The sequence below is a fragment of the Thalassospira sp. MIT1004 genome (genome assembly GCF_001858545.1).
Taxonomy (GTDB): domain Bacteria; phylum Pseudomonadota; class Alphaproteobacteria; order Rhodospirillales; family Thalassospiraceae; genus Thalassospira; species Thalassospira xiamenensis.
The window spans coordinates 230,415-244,065 of the sequence record NZ_MCAO01000044.1; the positions used below are offsets into that span (position 1 = coordinate 230,415).

A 13,651-nucleotide genomic window follows, 5' to 3' on the forward strand; every position below is an offset into this window, starting at 1 on the left:
GCTTTACGCCGCAACCATATTCTGCTCGCGCGTGGCTTCGAATTTCAGGTTCGGCCAATCGCGTTGCGTGGTTTCAAGATGCCAGGCATTGCGCGCGATAAACACCAGCGTTTCGTCGTGATCCTCGAACAGGGCCGACTGGTTGGCATCGCGGAATTTCTTGATTTCCAGTGGATCGCTGCCCATCACCCAGCGCGCGGCATAGGCCGGGGTTGGTTCGAAATGGACCTTGATGCCGTATTCGGCCGCGATGCGTTCTTTCAGAACCTCGAACTGAAGCTGCCCGACCACACCAACGATCCAGTCCGCCCCCATCATCGGCTTGAACACCTGTGATGCGCCTTCTTCGGCAAGCTGTTCAAGCGCGCGCTGAAGATGTTTGCCCTTCAGCGGATCATCAAGGCGCACCTTCTGCAACAATTCCGGGGCAAAGGCCGGAACACCCCGGAAACGAAGGTCTTCGCCCTCGGTCAGGGTATCGCCGATGCGCAATGTGCCGTGGTTCGGAATGCCGATGATATCGCCCGGCCAGGCTTCTTCGGCAATGTCGCGTTCATTGGCAAAGAACAGCATCGGGTTATGCACCGCCATCTGTTTGCCCGCGCGCACGTGCTTCAATTTCATGCCACGTTTGAAGTGGCCGGAACACAGGCGGATGAACGCAATACGGTCACGATGGTTCGGGTCGATATTGGCCTGCACCTTGAACACAAAGCCCGAAACCTTTGTCTCGTTGGCCTCAACCAGCCGCGTTGCCGCTTCCTGCGGGCGCGGGGTCGGTGCGATATCGCCAAGTCCGCGCAGCAATTCACGAACACCAAAGTTATTGACCGCCGAGCCAAAGAAGACCGGCGTCAGATGTCCCTCGCGATAGCTTTGCAAATCAAATGGCGGGCAGATTTCGCGCACCATTTCGACTTCTTCGCGCAGCTTCTCCAGAAGGTAATCCGGGATCAGTTCATCAAGCTTCGGATCATCAAGCCCCTTGATCGGAATGGCTTCCTTGACGACATTGCCGCCTTTTTCCATGAACAGAAGCTGATCATTGACCAGATCGTAACAGCCATGGAAATCCCGGCCCGATCCGATCGGCCATGTCACCGGCGACACATCAAGCGCAAGGTCACGTTCGATCTGATCAATCAGTTCAAAGAAATCACGTGATTCACGGTCAAGCTTGTTAACAAAGGTCGTGATCGGCACATCGCGCAGACGGCAGACCTCAAACAGCTTGCGCGTCTGGGCCTCGATCCCCTTGGCCCCGTCAATCACCATGACGGCGGAATCAACCGCGGTCAGAACGCGGTATGTATCTTCGGAAAAGTCTTCGTGGCCCGGCGTATCAAGCAGGTTGAAGATGTTTTTTTCGAACTCGAACGTCATGACGGCGGATGACACCGAAATACCGCGATCCTGTTCGATCTTCATGAAGTCCGAACGTGCGCCACGCTGTTCCTTTTTCGCCTTCACCGCACCGGCCATCTGAATGGCACCCCCGAAAAGCAGCAGCTTTTCAGTCAGTGTCGTTTTACCCGCATCCGGGTGGGCAATGATGGCAAAGGTACGGCGGCGCGATACCTGCTCGTCGATCGTCGGCATGGTTCATCCATTGATCATGATTTCGGGTTGGCGCGCACTGTACTGATTTTTGGCGCGCATGCCACCGTGAAATCGTCATATCGGGCATGATCGCATCCATCGCTGAAACAAATTCGTCATTTGACTTCTGCATAATATGTCAATATTTCCCGACATATGGAAATAAACACAGCAATCAGCGCCCTTGGCGCACTGGCACAGGAACACCGTCTGGCAGCATTCAGGATTCTGGTGCGCGTGGGCGAAGACGGCATGGCCGCAGGCGACCTCGCACGCAGCCTTGCGGTCCCGCACAACACCATGTCCACCCATCTGTCGGTTCTAAGCCAGGCCGGACTGATCACATCACAACGCAATGGCCGGTCGATCATCTATCGGATCGTCCCCGATGTTATGCGTGATCTTTTGGGATTTCTTGCCGATGATTGCTGTCAGGGCCGCCCGGAACTTTGCGGCATCGCGGTTTCCGGCAAAACATCGACCTCGACCTGCTGTTGAAACGCCAAACCGGCATAACCGGACGGAGACATCATCATGACTGGCGGTACCTATAACATCCTGTTCCTGTGTCAGGGGAATTCCGCACGTTCCATCATGGCCGAGGCCATCATGAACCGTGAAGGCGCAGGGCATTTTCATGCCTATAGCGCCGGGGCACATCCGCGCGGCAATCTGCATCCCTATACAATCGACCTTCTCAAAAGTCTGGGCGATGATCCGTCTGTCTTTTCCTCCAAGCCGATGGAAGTCTATTCCGCGCAGGACGAAATCAAATTCGACTTCATCTTTACGGTCTGTGACCAGACGGCAAAGGAAAGCTGCCCGATTTTCCCCGGCTCCCCGATGACCGCCCATTGGGGCGTACCCGATCCGGCAAGTGCCACCGGAACCGAGGCCGAAATCCGCCTTGCCTTCGCCGATGCCTATCGCATGCTGCGCAACCGGATTTCAATTTTCATGAGCCTGCCTTTCGCCTCCCTTGACCGGATGTCGCTGCAACAGAAGCTCGACGACATTGGCAAAACCGTAATGCCTGCGAACGAAAGCGCATAAAACGCGAAACGGTCACTAACGGCCCCGTTAGTGACCTGATATTCAGGAGTCCTCGAAATGAGCCGCAAAATCCGTATCGGCATCAACGGCTTTGGCCGCATGGGGCGTCTTGCCTTGCGCGCGGGCTGGGGCCATCCCGGCCTTGAATTCGTCCATATCAACGAAATCAGCGGCGGGGCGAAAACCGCCGCCCATCTGCTGGAATTCGATTCCGTGCATGGGCGCTGGGACCATCCGGTAACCTGCATCGATGATACGGTTGTCATTGATGGCCAAGCCGCCCTGACCTTTTCGGAAAATGCCACACCGGGCGATACCGACTGGATCGGGCTGGGCTGCGATATCGTTTTCGAATGTACCGGCAAATTCAAAACCCCCGAAACGCTTCAGTCCTATTTTGATCAGGGGGTGAAAAAAGTCATCGTCGCCGCCCCGGTCAAGGAAGGCGCGCTTAACATCGTTTATGGCGTCAATGACGATCTCTATGATCCGGCAATCCATCACCTTCTGACCGCGGCAAGCTGCACGACAAACTGCCTGGCCCCGGTGGTCAAGGTCATCCACGAAAAACTGGGTATCGTGCATGGTGCCATCACCACCATCCATGATGTGACCAACACCCAAACCGTGGTTGACCTGCCGCACAAGGATCTGCGCCGCGCCCGGTCCAGCCTGCAATCGCTGATCCCCACCAGCACCGGCTCGGCCACCGCCATCACCATGATCTACCCGGAACTGGCCGGAAAGCTGAACGGCATTGCCGTGCGCGTGCCGCTGCTGAACGCATCCCTGACCGATTGCGTGTTCGAAGTCGCCTGCGATACCGATTTCGAAACGGTCAATAACCTGCTGCGCACCGCCTCGGAAACCTATCTTGCCGGGATTCTCGGATACGAGGAACGCCCGCTGGTCAGTTGCGATTATCTCAACGATCCGCGCTCCTCGATCATTGATGCCGGATCAACCATGGTGATCGACAAACGGCAGGTCAAAATATTCGCCTGGTATGACAATGAATGGGGCTATGTCTGCCGGATGGTTGATCTGGCCGCCAAAGTCGCCCAAAGCCTTTAGGATCATTTTCATGTCATCGGCCATTCGCAATTATGCCCTTGTCACATCCGCCTATTGGGGGTTTACCCTGACGGACGGGGCTTTGCGCATGCTGGTTCTGCTGCATTTCAATGACCTTGGATATTCGGCCTTTGAAATCGCCCTTCTGTTTGTCCTTTATGAATGTGCCGGGGTCATCACCAATCTGGTCGGTGGCTGGCTGGCACAGGCGCGCGGATTGCGCTTTACCCTGTTTGCCGGGCTGATCACCCAGATCGCCGCCCTTTCCGCCCTGTCCCTGACCAATGAAAACTGGCTGCCGTGGATATCGGTTGCCTATGTCATGGGCCTGCAGGCCGCATCGGGTATCGCCAAGGACCTGACCAAAATGTCGAGCAAATCGGCAATCAAGGTTCTGGTGCCCGAAAATGCCAACGGGGCATTGTTTCGCTGGGTCGCCCTTCTGACCGGCTCGAAAAACGCGCTCAAAGGGGCCGGTTTTTTCATGGGCGGTGCGCTTCTGGCGTGGCTTGGTTTTGGCGGGGCGCTGCTCGCGATGGCAACCGGGCTGACCGTCATCCTGATTGCGGTGGCCCTGTCCATCGGTCCCGAAATGGCCGCCCCGGCCAACAAACCGAAACCCAAATTCCGCGACGTCTTCTCCAAGGATCGCAAGATCAATATCCTGTCAGCCGCCCGCATGTTCCTGTTCGGATCGCGCGATATCTGGTTTGTCGTCGGATTGCCGGTCTTTCTGGCAACCCATCTTGGCTGGGGCCATATCGAGGTCGGTACCTATATGGCGCTGTGGGTGATCGGCTATGGCTTCATCCAGACGATTGCGCCCAAAATCCTGCGCGCGGGCACGCGCACCCCGGATGGCCAAAGTGCGCGCCTGTGGATTTCCGCCCTGATCATCGTCACCGCGGGCATTGCGGCCGCCGTGCAGTTTGATATCTCGCCCGAAATCGCCGTTCTGGGCGGCTTGATGGTCTTCGGGCTGGTCTTTGCGGTCAATTCATCGCTGCATTCCTATCTGATCCTTGCCTATGCCGATGGTGACAGGGTCGCGATGAATGTCGGCTTCTATTACATGTCCAATGCCGTCGGGCGACTGACTGGCACCATCCTGTCAGGACTGGCCTATATGTATGGCGGTCTGGTTGGCTGTCTGGCCGTCTCGGCCGCCTTCCTTCTGATCGGCTGGATAATCAGTTTTGGCCTGCCAAAACACCAATCCGGGACGCCCGAAGCACTGCATTAGAAAAAAATCATCTCGCAGATGCGGCATAAATCTCTGAAAAGACTCACTTTCCGATTTCATTTAAATTTAATCAGATAAAAAACAGTGACAAAACACAGGATGTAGGCGTACGATTCTGTTGTACGGTCAATAACTGGACCGCAGGAGGGGTTCCCGAGTGACGCGAGAGCACGTTGTAAAACGGAATTTTTCGCCCCCCGGATCGCAGATGCAACATGTTGCTGCGAACGGCGGTGAACCCACCCGCCACTTCCATCGCAAGATGAAAATTGAATGCGCGCCTTTCCATGATGGAATGGCGCGTTTTGCTTTATTGGCACAATTGATGAGGTGACTTATGGGTAAGCGCGCAGCACGCCGTCGTAGCCGTCCGCAACAGGCAGACACCAACGTTCACGAGCTGTTTGACGGTGACAAGTCAAACTGGCATCCCCTGAACGGTCAGGGTGACGTCCCTCAGAACGGCCAACGCGATCAAAGCTTCCGCCGCCACATTCGCCCGAAAAGCGAAAATCAGGCGGCCCTGATGGAAGCAATCGATGCCTTCAACCTCATCCTTGCACTTGGCCCGGCGGGAACCGGGAAAACCTTTATCGCTGTTTCCAAGGCCGTCGAAGCACTCGACAAGGGCGAAATCGGCCGCATCGTTCTGGCCCGCCCCGCAGTCGAGGCCGGCGAAAATATCGGCTTCCTGCCCGGCGACGTCGAAGCCAAAATGGCCCCCTATCTTCGCCCGCTTTACGATGCACTGAATGACCGTCTCGGTGCCAAACGCCTGCGGCAGTACCTTTCAGACGGCACGATTGAAATCGCGCCCATCGGTTATATGCGCGGTCGCACACTGAACAACGCCTTCGTCGTGATTGACGAGGCCCAGAACTGCACCTACGGGCAGCTCAAGATGCTGGTCACCCGCCTTGGCTGGAATTCAACCATGATCCTGACCGGCGACCCGGACCAGACAGACCTTCTGCCGGAAATGTCGGGCCTGTCGGAAATGTCCGACCGTCTTGAAAATGTCGAAGACATCGCCTGCGTCAAACTGGCTGATCGGGACATCGTCCGTCATCCGCTGGTCGCCAGCATGCTGACCGTCCTTTAACCTTTCGGCACGGCAAACCAAAAGAAGAAGGCGGGTCCGTCACCGGGCCCGCCATTTTCACAGGCTTATTTCCCGATGTTTCGGGGCATGTATAAATCCCCGCCATCACGGTATTTTTCCGCCATCGCCGCCATGCCTTCCTTCTGCACATCGGCCCGGATTTCATGCGAAATTCGCATCGAACAGAATTTCGGCCCGCACATCGAACAGAAATGCGCGACCTTGTGCGCCTCTTTCGGTAGGGTCTGATCATGAAATGCCCGTGCGGTTTCCGGGTCCAGCGACAGGTTGAACTGATCTTCCCAGCGAAATTCAAACCGTGCACGCGAAAGCGCATCATCGCGCGCCTTGGCCGCCGGGTGCCCCTTGGCAAGATCGGCAGCATGGGCGGCAATCTTATAGGTAATCACCCCGGTCTTCACATCATCCCGGTCCGGCAGGCCCAGATGTTCCTTGGGCGTCACATAACACAGCATTGCGGTTCCGAACCAGCCGATCATCGCCGCCCCGATGCCGGACGTAATGTGATCATAACCCGGTGCAATATCGGTGGTTAGCGGGCCCAGCGTGTAAAACGGTGCTTCGCCGCAAATCGACAATTGCTTGTCCATGTTTTCGCGGATTTTATGCATCGGCACATGGCCCGGCCCCTCGATCATCACCTGGCAATCACGATCCCATGCAATGCGGGTCAATTCGCCCAGTGTTTCCAGTTCGGCAAACTGGGCGGCATCATTGGCATCGGCAATCGATCCGGGCCGCAATCCATCGCCCAGCGAAAAGGAAACGTCATACGCCCGGCAGATATCGCAAATCTTGGCGAAATGCTCATACAGGAAACTTTCGCGATGATGATGCAGGCACCATTTTGCCATGATCGACCCACCCCGCGATACGATGCCGGTCACCCGGTCGACGGTTAACGGGATGTGATGCAACCGCAATCCGGCATGGATGGTGAAATAATCCACGCCCTGTTCGGCCTGCTCGATCAATGTGTCGCGGAATATTTCCCATGTCAGGTCCTCGGCAATACCGCCAACCTTTTCCAGCGCCTGATAGATCGGCACCGTCCCGATGGGCACCGGCGAATTGCGGATGATCCAGTCGCGGATATTGTGGATATTGCGCCCGGTCGACAGGTCCATCACCGTATCCGCCCCCCATCGCGTCGCCCAGACCATCTTTTCAACCTCTTCCGCCATTGATGATGTCACCGCCGAATTGCCGATATTGGCGTTGATCTTCACCAAAAAATTCCGCCCGATGATCATCGGTTCGGCTTCCGGATGGTTGATATTGGCCGGGATGATCGCGCGCCCCCGTGCAATTTCTTCACGGACGAATTCGGGCGTCACATGATCGGGGATCACCGCCCCGAATGCCTCGCCATCACGCTTGGCATTGGCGCGCATTTCCGCCCGGCCCAGATTTTCACGGATCGCGACATATTCCATTTCGGCGGTAATGATTCCGGCCCGGGCATAGGCCAGCTGCGTCACTGCCCGCCCGCCAGTTGCGCGCAACGGCGCATGGCTTTGCGGAAATGCCGGAACCGCATGGCTTTCACTTTCGACAAAGCCGTTATCTTCGGGTTTGATGTCGCGCCCGGCATATCGTTCGGTATCAGCACGCGCCGCGATCCAGCTTCGGCGCAGTCGTGGCAGTCCCTTGGCAATGTCAATCGTGACATCCGGGTCGGTATAGGGCCCCGACGGGTCATAAACCCTGATCGGCGGTTCGCCCGCCGTGGGATGAACCGCAATTTCACGCATCGGTACGCGAATATCGGAAAAGTGCGATCCCGTAATGTGGATTTTGCGCGATGCGGGCAACGGCCCGGTTGTGTCATCGCTAGTGATATCGGTTTTGGTAGATGGAACAGACATAAAAGGCCCCTTTGCAATCAAGGCAATGGAGACCCAGTTCTGCGAGAGGCTGCTGATGAAAAATGCCGACCGGTAATGGGAAACCTGCCATGACAAACGGGGCGTACCCACAGTATCAAAACAGGTAAATATGCCGGCATCCGCACCATCCCTACGCCAGTATGAACTGGATCAGGTTCAAAGGGTCACTGCGCTGCAAAGCCAGCAGTTTCTCAGCCCCTTGTCGGGGCTCCCCAGGTGATCGATTGCAGGGTTACAAGTTATGCGGGTAATGTCAATTGGTGGAAAACACCCAAAACCTAGCGACCCGTCGCCAGCTCGCCATTTGACGCCGGAATACTGTCCTGACCGGCCTTGCGCGCCCGGCCCGTATGCCAGAATTCCGGGTCTTCGGTATAACCGCTAAACTCGTCGAGATGGATGTCTTCGGGCGGTTCGGGATGGATCGTGATATCCAGATCGGGATATTCCGCCCGGATGCTGTCCATCACCTGATGGCAGATGGTGTGCGATTCCCGCATCAGCATCCCGCCATCCATGATCAGTTCGATCTCGGCAAAGCGATGCACGCCCGATGACCGGGTGCGCAGACGGTGAATGCCGATCACGGACGCGTTTTTCATCGTCAGTTCGATGATCCGCTGGCTGTCCGATTCCGGCAATTCCTGATCCATCAGGACCGAAACCGAATTGCGCCCGACCTTGACCGCGGAATAAAGCAGGAAAAGCGCCACCATGCCGCCAATCGCCGGATCGGCCCAGTTCAGGCCGGAAAAACCGGCAACAAGGGCAACAATCACCGCCAGATTGGACAGGATGTCGCTGGTGTAATGCATCGAATCGGCGTCAACCGCCAACGACCCGGACATCCGCACCGCTTTTCGTTGCAGCAACACAAGCCCGACGGTCATGACAAGCGAGATCGACATGATCCACACGCCTTCAACCGCAAACCGGATCGGCTGTGGTTCGGCAAGCCGCGATCCGGCCTCCGCCAGAACCAGAATGGCCGCCCCGATCATGAAGGCAGACTGGAAAAGCCCCGCCAGCGGTTCGGCCTTGCCATGGCCAAAACGGTGATCGTGATCGGCCGGGCGCCATGCGCTTCGGACCGCCATGAAGTTGATCACAGACGTCCCGACATCAAGCATGCTATCAATCATCGAAGACAGAAGGCTGACGGAATCGGTCATGAACCAACCGGCGGCCTTGATGGCAATCAGCGTCGCAGCAATGACAATAGAGGCCGTGGTTGCCCGACGTGCCCATATTTCCCTTTGCGCGATGTCAATGACAGGACATTGACTCATGTTCTACAGACCCTTGGTCTTCAATTTCCGCTCGCTGATTGCGGTTTTATATCGTGAATTGGCGTAATATGTAATGACTATTGCCATACTTTGACCTTCGCCTGTGCAGCAAATAGCGCATATTTGATATTCCGCAAGGTTTTCAAACCAGACCGGAGCGACTATATCAGCCCCGCAGGCGGATAAGAGCAAACAACAGGCCCACTTATGATTGTTGAAATCGGACATTATGCCCTGGTGCTGTCACTCGTGGTGGCATTGGCACAGTCGACCATCCCGTTTCTGGCCGCATCGCGGCGTGATGTCGCACTTCTGAAAATTGCGCCACGTCTGGCGATTGCCTGCTTTGCCCTTGTCGGTACAAGCTTTGCCGCCCTGACATATGCCTATGTCACATCCGATTTCTCGGTCGTCAATGTGGTCGCCAACAGCCACACCTCCAAACCGCTGATCTATAAAATCACTGGCGTCTGGGCCAACCACGAAGGCTCGATGCTGCTCTGGGTGATGATCCTGACCCTGTTTTCGGCCGCGGTCGCTGGCTTTGGCCAGAACCTGCCGCCAAGCCTTCTGGCGCGCGTCGTTGGCGTCATGGGCTTGATTGCCCTCGGCTTCCTGCTGTTCATCCTCCTGACGTCTAACCCGTTCGAACGCGTGATTAATCCGCCGCTCAACGGCGAAGGCATGAACCCGCTGCTTCAGGACCCCGGCATCGCCATTCACCCGCCGTTCCTTTATCTCGGCTATGTCGGTTTCTCGGTGGCCTTTGCCTTTGCCGTTGCCGCACTCATCGAAGGCCGGGTTGATCCGGCATGGGCGCGCTGGGTCCGTCCCTGGACGCTGGCCGCATGGATGTTCCTGACCGCCGGGATCGGGCTTGGCTCCTGGTGGGCCTATTACGAACTCGGCTGGGGTGGCTGGTGGTTCTGGGATCCGGTTGAAAACGCATCCTTCATGCCGTGGCTGGCCGGAACCGCGCTTTTGCATTCGGCGATTGTCGTTGAAAAACGTGACGCGCTCAAAAGCTGGACGATCTTCCTGTCGATCCTTGCCTTTTCCTTCTCGCTGCTCGGCACCTTCCTTGTGCGGTCGGGCGCGCTGACATCGGTTCATGCCTTTGCCACCGATCCGACGCGCGGGGTGTTTATTCTGTTCCTGCTGTGTCTGACGGTGGGCGGGTCGCTGGCCCTTTATGCGTGGCGCGCGCCAACCCTGAAGGGCGGCGGTCTGTTTCAGCCGATCTCGCGCGAAGGCGCACTTGTTTTCAACAACGTGCTGCTCTCGATTGCCGCGGCCATGGTGCTGCTCGGCACCCTTTATCCGCTGCTGCTTGAAACCCTGACCGGTGAAAAGATTTCGGTCGGTGCGCCGTTCTTCAATTCCACCTTCGTTCCGATCATGACGCCCCTGATCATTGCCATGGCATTCGGGCCGATGATGCCTTGGAAACGTGCCGATCTGTTTGCGGTTCTGGGCAAGCTCAAAATCGCCATTGCCGCCGTGATCCTCGTTCTGATCGTCACCTACTGGCTTGCCGGTGGTCCGGCCTTTGCCCTGTTTGGCATGGGGCTGGCGATCTGGCTGTTTGTTGGAACGATGCTGGAATGGGCCGGACGGATCAAGCTTTTCCGCGAACCGCTCTCGACCAGCTTCCGCCGGATGCGCAATCTGCCACGCTCGGCACACGGCACCATGCTGGCTCATGCCGGGATGGCGATTGTCATTGCCGGGATCACCGGATCACAGGCATGGACAGAAGAATCGGTTCAATCGCTTGCCATCGGTGAAAGCACGGTTGTTTCGGGCCATACCTTCACACTCAGCAGCCTTCGCGAATATCAGGGGCCGAACTTCTTCGCCCGCGAGGCCACCATCACCATCGCAACCCCGGGCGAACGCACCATAACGCTTACCCCGGAAAAGCGCGTCTACACCGTCGAAGGCATGCCCACGACCGAGGCCGGAATCCGGTCCGGTTTCACCGGCGATATCTATGCTGTCATCGGCGATGAAGACGCCAGCGGCAAATGGGTGACGCGCTTCTATGTCAAACCGATGATCCCGTGGATGTGGGCCGGTGGCATCATCATGGTACTGGGTGGTCTGATGTCGCTCTCCGATCGTCGTTATCGCGTCGGTGCCCCTGCCCGCTCCACCAAAACGGTTCACACCGTACCCGCCGAATAGGATTCTCAATGACCATCTGGATTGTTCTTGGCGCCTTGACGGCTCTGGTGGCGGGTTACGTCCTCTGGCCGATCTTGCGAAATGCGCGTTCCGCCAGTGCCGATGCGGGTGATGATCACCTTGCCGACATGGACGAAGACGAACTGCAACGCGATCTTGCGGTTTACCGCGACCAGCTTGCCGAAATCGGCCGCGACATCGAACGCGGCGTTCTGACCGGCGAACAGGCCGACGCCGCCCGCACCGAAGTCCAGCGCCGCATCCTTGCCACCGATCAGCGCATCAGCACCCGCCAGAAATCCGGCGAGGCCGCAACGCGCATCTCCCGCCTGCGCCCGGCTGTTGCGATCTTTACCCTGCTTCTGTTTGTCGGCGGTATCGGCCTTTATCTGGACTTTGGCCGCCCCGACCTGCGTGATCGCCCCATTGCCAGCCGTACTGACGAAATCATGGCCGCCCGGCAGGCCAGCGAAAATGACGCCAGCCGCAATGACGCGCTGAACCGCGCCGTACAGGACCTGTCAAACCGCCTGCTTGAAAATCCCGATGACCTCAAGGGCTGGGAACTGCTTGGCGCCAGTCTGATGGCGCTTGGGCGCGCCGAAGAAGCCCAGACCGCCTTCCTCGAAGCGGTCAAGCAATCCGGTCGCGATGGTGATTATCTGGCGATGTATGCCGAAAGCGTCATCCGGGCGAATAACGGTCAGGTCAACACAATCGCCCGCGGCGCACTCGAAGAAGCCGCCCAATCCGGCAGCAAGGATCCCCGCATCCAGTATTTCCTCGGTCTTGCCGATGCGCAGAACGGCAATGTCGCTGCCGCGATTGATCGCTGGATCGTGCTGGTGAATGGTGCGCCGTCCGATGCCGGATGGCTTCCGATGGTGCTGGCCCGGATCGACGAAGCCGCCCTCGCCCAGGGGATCGACATTACAGGCCGGATCAAGATCACCCCGCCAATGGCCTCAAACGCCCCTGCCGGGCCCAGAGGACCCTCGCGCGAAGACATGGAAGCAGCCGCCGAAATGTCGCCCGAAGAACGTCAGGAAATGATCCTTGGCATGGTGTCCCAGCTGGCCGACAAGCTGGCGGAAAACCCGGAAAACCCCGAAGGCTGGGCCCGTCTGATCCGCGCCTATATGGTGATCGGCCAACCCGATCAGGCAAAGCAGGCCTATGACAATGCCCGACAGGTATTTTCCGATGATACCGATCTTCTGACCCGCTTTGCCGGGTTGGCCGATGAACTGGGCATCCCTGCGAATTGACCACGTGCCGCCCCGTGCGGCATGACCGGCCCCAAACGGCCACCATCATTCATCACCCAGAATCGAACGCACCGTGAAAAATCGCGGTGCGTTTTTTCTGTTTACACCCATACGAATGCAGCCAGCCAAACAATACGCAAGGATAGTGTTTTGATCAAACTTTCGCCTGTATCCTATTGATTTGGCGTTCTGTTTCCTCAAATTTGACCCGTTGAAAAAGTGAACCGGATTCAGAAATTTCAAACTTTCCCCCTAAAAGATTGAATTTATTCTGTCTTTTTCTTCAATTCCCCTAAAAGATTGACTATAATTCTCATCTATCAAAAGGGGGAGTTTCCGACATTCCCCATCCAAAAGAATAAGGACGTCGCATGATCGCCGGTGCAAGCGGGGCCGTAAGCAATTTGCTGCTGATAGAAGACAATCCGGGCGACGCCCGATTGGTTCAGGAAGCGCTCCGTGAATTCACCCACCCGGTTACGCTGCATCACGTCAAGGATGCGATGACCGCGCGCCAGTTCCTGCAACAGGATGGCCCTTATCGCAATGCGCCAAGGCCCCGCCTGATCCTGCTGGACCTGAACATGCCCCGCAAGGATGGCCGCGAAATGCTGCGCGAAATCCGGAATGATCCGTCATCCGCCTCGATCCCTGTGATCGTACTGACCACGTCGGGGGCCGAACATGATGTGGATCTGTGCTATGCGGCGGGGGCGAACTGCTATCTGCGCAAACCGGTCGATGTCACGGAATTCATCGAACTGATGAAGATGATCGAATCTTTCTGGCTCGGTCTTGCCCTGACCCCGTCCCCCTGATCCCGCCGCCGGTTGCGGCTACCCCCATCACGCTGCCCCGATCAGCCCTTCTGACATGCCAAAAGCAGAAAGGCCGCTGTCTGCACAACAGCGGCCTTTTTAACAAAG

General features: G+C 57.2%; 11 protein-coding genes and 1 riboswitch. Of the genes, 8 read left to right on the plus strand and 3 right to left on the minus strand.

The window, feature by feature from the left end; translation table 11 throughout:
- Positions 1 to 3 precede the first annotated feature (3 nt).
- On the minus strand, positions 4 to 1,599 hold the full coding sequence (locus BC440_RS18550) for a peptide chain release factor 3 (RefSeq protein WP_007089166.1): 1,596 nt from the start codon (positions 1,597 to 1,599) through the stop codon (positions 4 to 6).
- A 156-nt stretch (positions 1,600 to 1,755) separates the two neighbouring features.
- Here BC440_RS18550 and BC440_RS18555 point away from each other — a divergent pair, with 156 nt between their 5' ends.
- From BC440_RS18555 to BC440_RS18575, 5 genes are all read left to right on the plus strand, one after another.
- The gene (locus BC440_RS18555; protein ID WP_071240899.1) at positions 1,756 to 2,097 is read left to right on the plus strand and encodes a metalloregulator ArsR/SmtB family transcription factor; all 342 of its coding nucleotides are present in this window, start codon (positions 1,756 to 1,758) and stop codon (positions 2,095 to 2,097) included.
- Positions 2,098 to 2,133: 36 nt separating this feature from the next.
- The gene (locus BC440_RS18560) at positions 2,134 to 2,652 is read left to right on the plus strand and encodes an arsenate reductase ArsC (RefSeq protein ID WP_071240900.1); all 519 of its coding nucleotides are present in this window, start codon (positions 2,134 to 2,136) and stop codon (positions 2,650 to 2,652) included.
- 57 nt (positions 2,653 to 2,709) lie between these two features.
- Positions 2,710 to 3,726, plus strand: a complete 1,017-nt coding sequence (locus BC440_RS18565) for an ArsJ-associated glyceraldehyde-3-phosphate dehydrogenase (RefSeq protein WP_007089169.1) — start codon at positions 2,710 to 2,712, stop codon at positions 3,724 to 3,726.
- A gap of 10 nt (positions 3,727 to 3,736) precedes the next feature.
- Positions 3,737 to 4,969 carry an organoarsenical effux MFS transporter ArsJ gene (gene arsJ, locus BC440_RS18570; protein ID WP_210766373.1) on the plus strand — a complete coding sequence of 411 codons (1,233 nt, stop codon included), beginning with the start codon at positions 3,737 to 3,739 and terminating at the stop codon, positions 4,967 to 4,969.
- 337 nt (positions 4,970 to 5,306) lie between these two features.
- Positions 5,307 to 6,071, plus strand: a complete 765-nt coding sequence (locus tag BC440_RS18575) for a PhoH family protein (RefSeq protein WP_007089171.1) — start codon at positions 5,307 to 5,309, stop codon at positions 6,069 to 6,071.
- A 65-nt stretch (positions 6,072 to 6,136) separates the two neighbouring features.
- Here BC440_RS18575 and thiC read toward each other — a convergent pair whose 3' ends face one another.
- Both thiC and BC440_RS18585 read right to left on the minus strand, forming a co-directional pair.
- Positions 6,137 to 7,960: a phosphomethylpyrimidine synthase ThiC gene (gene thiC / locus BC440_RS18580; protein ID WP_071240931.1), complete on the minus strand. Its 1,824-nt coding sequence runs from the start codon at positions 7,958 to 7,960 to the stop codon at positions 6,137 to 6,139.
- A 130-nt stretch (positions 7,961 to 8,090) separates the two neighbouring features.
- Positions 8,091 to 8,206: riboswitch (TPP riboswitch) on the minus strand.
- 53 nt (positions 8,207 to 8,259) lie between these two features.
- Positions 8,260 to 9,270 (minus strand): cation diffusion facilitator family transporter, encoded by a 1,011-nt coding sequence (locus BC440_RS18585; RefSeq protein ID WP_007089173.1) that lies wholly within the window; start codon positions 9,268 to 9,270, stop codon positions 8,260 to 8,262.
- 207 nt (positions 9,271 to 9,477) lie between these two features.
- Between BC440_RS18585 and BC440_RS18590 the strand changes: the two genes are divergently transcribed.
- The 3 genes from BC440_RS18590 to BC440_RS18600 all read left to right on the plus strand — a co-directional run bounded on the left by BC440_RS18590 (position 9,478) and on the right by BC440_RS18600 (position 13,543).
- Positions 9,478 to 11,457 carry a heme lyase CcmF/NrfE family subunit gene (locus tag BC440_RS18590; protein WP_037990475.1) on the plus strand — a complete coding sequence of 660 codons (1,980 nt, stop codon included), beginning with the start codon at positions 9,478 to 9,480 and terminating at the stop codon, positions 11,455 to 11,457.
- 8 nt (positions 11,458 to 11,465) lie between these two features.
- On the plus strand, positions 11,466 to 12,725 hold the full coding sequence (gene ccmI, locus BC440_RS18595; protein ID WP_071240901.1) for a c-type cytochrome biogenesis protein CcmI: 1,260 nt from the start codon (positions 11,466 to 11,468) through the stop codon (positions 12,723 to 12,725).
- A 371-nt stretch (positions 12,726 to 13,096) separates the two neighbouring features.
- Positions 13,097 to 13,543 carry a response regulator gene (locus BC440_RS18600; protein WP_007089176.1) on the plus strand — a complete coding sequence of 149 codons (447 nt, stop codon included), beginning with the start codon at positions 13,097 to 13,099 and terminating at the stop codon, positions 13,541 to 13,543.
- Positions 13,544 to 13,651: the final 108 nt, after the last annotated feature.

What these genes read in the sequence shown, in the direction of transcription:
- BC440_RS18550 (WP_007089166.1), bottom strand. Translation starts at nt 1,599, where the DNA reads ATGCCGACGATCGACGAGCAGGTATCGCGCCGCCGTACCTTTGCCATC.
- arsJ (WP_210766373.1), top strand. Translation starts at nt 3,737, where the DNA reads ATGTCATCGGCCATTCGCAATTATGCCCTTGTCACATCCGCCTATTGG.
- BC440_RS18590 (WP_037990475.1), top strand. Translation starts at nt 9,478, where the DNA reads ATGATTGTTGAAATCGGACATTATGCCCTGGTGCTGTCACTCGTGGTG.
- BC440_RS18600 (WP_007089176.1), top strand. Translation starts at nt 13,097, where the DNA reads ATGATCGCCGGTGCAAGCGGGGCCGTAAGCAATTTGCTGCTGATAGAA.
- ccmI (WP_071240901.1), top strand. Translation starts at nt 11,466, where the DNA reads ATGACCATCTGGATTGTTCTTGGCGCCTTGACGGCTCTGGTGGCGGGT.
- BC440_RS18575 (WP_007089171.1), top strand. Translation starts at nt 5,307, where the DNA reads ATGGGTAAGCGCGCAGCACGCCGTCGTAGCCGTCCGCAACAGGCAGAC.
- thiC (WP_071240931.1), bottom strand. Translation starts at nt 7,960, where the DNA reads ATGTCTGTTCCATCTACCAAAACCGATATCACTAGCGATGACACAACC.
- BC440_RS18585 (WP_007089173.1), bottom strand. Translation starts at nt 9,270, where the DNA reads ATGAGTCAATGTCCTGTCATTGACATCGCGCAAAGGGAAATATGGGCA.
- BC440_RS18565 (WP_007089169.1), top strand. Translation starts at nt 2,710, where the DNA reads ATGAGCCGCAAAATCCGTATCGGCATCAACGGCTTTGGCCGCATGGGG.
- BC440_RS18560 (WP_071240900.1), top strand. Translation starts at nt 2,134, where the DNA reads ATGACTGGCGGTACCTATAACATCCTGTTCCTGTGTCAGGGGAATTCC.
- BC440_RS18555 (WP_071240899.1), top strand. Translation starts at nt 1,756, where the DNA reads ATGGAAATAAACACAGCAATCAGCGCCCTTGGCGCACTGGCACAGGAA.